The organism is Streptomyces sp. LS1784 (assembly GCF_020103755.1).
Lineage (GTDB): Bacteria > Actinomycetota > Actinomycetes > Streptomycetales > Streptomycetaceae > Kitasatospora.
The window spans coordinates 1-2,569 of record NZ_JAHSQD010000844.1 but is presented as its reverse complement, the minus strand read 5'-3'; the positions used below and the strand labels follow the sequence as shown (position 1 = coordinate 2,569).

At 74.1% G+C, this 2,569-nt stretch carries 3 protein-coding genes and 1 pseudogene; 1 reads left to right on the top strand and 3 read right to left on the bottom strand.

The window, feature by feature from the left end; all coding sequences use genetic code 11:
* From KS423_RS43265 to KS423_RS43255, 3 genes and pseudogenes are all read right to left on the bottom strand, one after another.
* Window positions 1–249, bottom strand: a pseudogene (locus KS423_RS43265) (hypothetical protein); the annotation flags it as partial.
* A gap of 141 nt (window positions 250–390) precedes the next feature.
* Window positions 391–618 carry a DUF3107 domain-containing protein gene (locus tag KS423_RS43260; RefSeq protein WP_224285174.1) on the bottom strand — a complete coding sequence of 76 codons (228 nt, stop codon included), beginning with the start codon at window positions 616–618 and terminating at the stop codon, window positions 391–393.
* 130 nt (window positions 619–748) lie between these two features.
* Window positions 749–1,411 (bottom strand): TetR/AcrR family transcriptional regulator, encoded by a 663-nt coding sequence (locus tag KS423_RS43255; RefSeq protein ID WP_224285173.1) that lies wholly within the window; start codon window positions 1,409–1,411, stop codon window positions 749–751.
* A gap of 220 nt (window positions 1,412–1,631) precedes the next feature.
* Here KS423_RS43255 and KS423_RS43250 point away from each other — a divergent pair, with 220 nt between their 5' ends.
* On the top strand, window positions 1,632–2,534 hold the full coding sequence (locus KS423_RS43250) for an alpha/beta fold hydrolase (RefSeq protein WP_224285172.1): 903 nt from the start codon (window positions 1,632–1,634) through the stop codon (window positions 2,532–2,534).
* Window positions 2,535–2,569: the final 35 nt, after the last annotated feature.

Genomic DNA, 2,569 nt, shown 5'->3' with positions numbered 1-2,569 from the left:
CCCGGCGGCGTGGTCCGGCCGGGCCAGCAGCGAGGTGAGCACGCCCGAGGCCACCGCAGCGGCCGTGACGGACACCGCCGGCTGGCGCCCGTCCACGCCGAAGTGCGCGACCACCCCGCCGACCAGCGCCGCCGCCAGCGCGGTGCCCAGTGTCAGGGCCCGGGCGGCCCGGAAGTACGCGGGCAGGACCAGCAGGGCGGCACAGCCCGTGACCAGGCCGACGAGGGCGAAGGCGATCGACTCGACCATCAAGGCTGCCTCCCGGGGTACGGCGGGGGTGCGGCACCGGCGCCGCACCCCCGCCGTACCCTGTCCCGCCCGGCCGTACACGCGGCGGTGCCCCGCTCCCTCGCGGGAACGGGGCACCGGACGATCCTGTGCGGCGGCGCCTCAGGAGGTGCCGAAGCCGACCTTGCGGGCGGCCTGCTCGCCGATCTCCACGTACGCCAGGCGCTCGGCCGGGACGATGATGCGGCGGCCGTGCTCGTCGGACAGCGCGAAGATCTTCTCCGAGCCCTCCAGCGCCTTCGCGACCGCGCTCTGGACCTCATCGGCAGTCTGCGAGCTCTCGATCACGATCTCGCGCGGCGCGTTCTGCACGCCGATCTTGACCTCCACGGCTTCCGTCCCTCCGGGGTTGCAGCCTCCACGCACGGCCACCCGACCGCCTGGACAAGCGTTCGCGGCGACCGCGCCGTACGGCTTCACCATAGAGCACCGGATCACCGGCCAGGCGAAGGTCGGCGGATCAGCCCTGGTGGGCAGCGCCCTCGCCGGGCTGCTCGCCCGAGTGCATCGGGAAGCCCTTCAGCCCGCGCCACGACAGGCTGGCGACCAGCCGCACCGCCTCGTCGCGGGGGATCTCCAGGCCCTGCGAGAGCCAGTACCGGGCGGTGATCTGGGCCAGACCGCAGACCCCGGCGGCGAGCAGCTTGGACTCCGCCTCGGGCAGGTCGGTGTCCTCCTGGATCACCTTGCTGACCAGCGTCGCGCTCGCCTCGGAGGCCCGCTCGACCCGCTCGCGCACGGCCGGCTCGTTGGTGAGGTCCGACTCGAAGACCAGCCGGAAGGCGCCGGACTCGCTGGAGACGTAGTTGAAGTACGCCTCCATGGTGTTGGCCACCCGCTGCTTGTTGTCGGTGGTCGTCGACAGAGCCTCGCGGGTCGACTCGACGAGGGCGTCGCAGTGCTTGTCCAGCAGCGCCAGGTAGAGCTCCAGCTTCCCCGGGAAGTGCTGGTAGAGCACCGGCTTGCTGACCCCGGCGCGGTCGGCGATGTCGTCCATGGCAGCCGCGTGGTAGCCCTGCGCGACGAACACCTCCTGGGCGGCACCGAGCAGTTGTTCACGGCGGGCGCTTCGCGGCAGGCGGGCACCGCGCGGGCGCTCCTGCGCCTCCTGGATGGCCGTCACGGCGCTCCTCACTTCGGGTCTGTTCGCGGCTGGCAAGATGGCCGATTCTACTTTTCGGTAACCGCGCCCGCGTTCGGCGAAGGCGAGAAAAGACGGTCGGCCTGGTTGTCAGGAGCCCACAATACGGCGCTGACCTCGGCCTCGGCAGTGGTGTGACGGAGGCGGCCGACGGCCGGACCACCTCGGGGCGGTCGACCGGGGCTCACTACCATCGTCCACCATGAGCAGCGCTGAGCAGCAGGTACGTACGGTCGAGGTCCCCGGTGCGGTGCTCGCGGTGCACCGCCCCGCCGACGACGGCGCCGCCGACGGGCGTGAGCCCGGGCTCTTCGTGCACGGCCTCGGCGGCTCCGCCGCCAACTGGGAGGCCCTGATGGGCCGGCTCTCCGGACAGGTCGACGGCGAGGCCGTGGACCTGCCCGGTTTCGGCCACTCCGACCCGCCCGCCGACGGCAACCTCACCGTCTCCGGACACGTGCGCGCGGTGATCGGCTACCTGGAGGCCTCCGGCCGCGGCCCGGTCCACCTGTTCGGCAACTCGCTGGGCGGCGCGGTCGCCGTCCGGCTGGCGGCCCTGCGCCCGGACCTGGTGCGCAGCCTCACCCTGGTCTCCCCGGCCCTGCCCGAGCTGCCCCCGCAGCGTTCCGCCTGGCCGACCGGTCTGCTCGCGGTGCCCGGGGTGCCCGCGCTGCTGCGCCGGCTGTCCACGGGCGGGCGCGACGTCGAGGCGGCCACCGAGGACCTGCTGCGGCTGGTCTACGGCGACCCGGACGGCCTGAGCCCGGCGACCCGGGCCCGTGCGGTGGCCGAGTACCGACGCCGGCTGGAGGTGCCGCACGCGATGCAGGCGCTGGTCGGCTCGGCCCGCGGCATCGTCTCGGCGTACACCGAGCGCGGCGACCAGGCGCTGTGGCGGCAGGCCGAGCAGGTCGAGGCACCGGTGCTGCTGGTCTACGGGCTGCGCGACAAGCTGGTCTCCTACCGCTCGGCCCGCCGCGCCTGCGCGGCCTTCGCGGACGCCCGGCTGCTGGTGCTGCCGGAGTCCGGGCACGTGGCGATGACGGAGCACCCCGAGGAGGTCGCCCGGGCGGTGCGGGAACTGATCGCGCACACCGGGGGCTGAGCGCGCGCCGCGGCGGGCAGAGCGCGCGCCCGTGC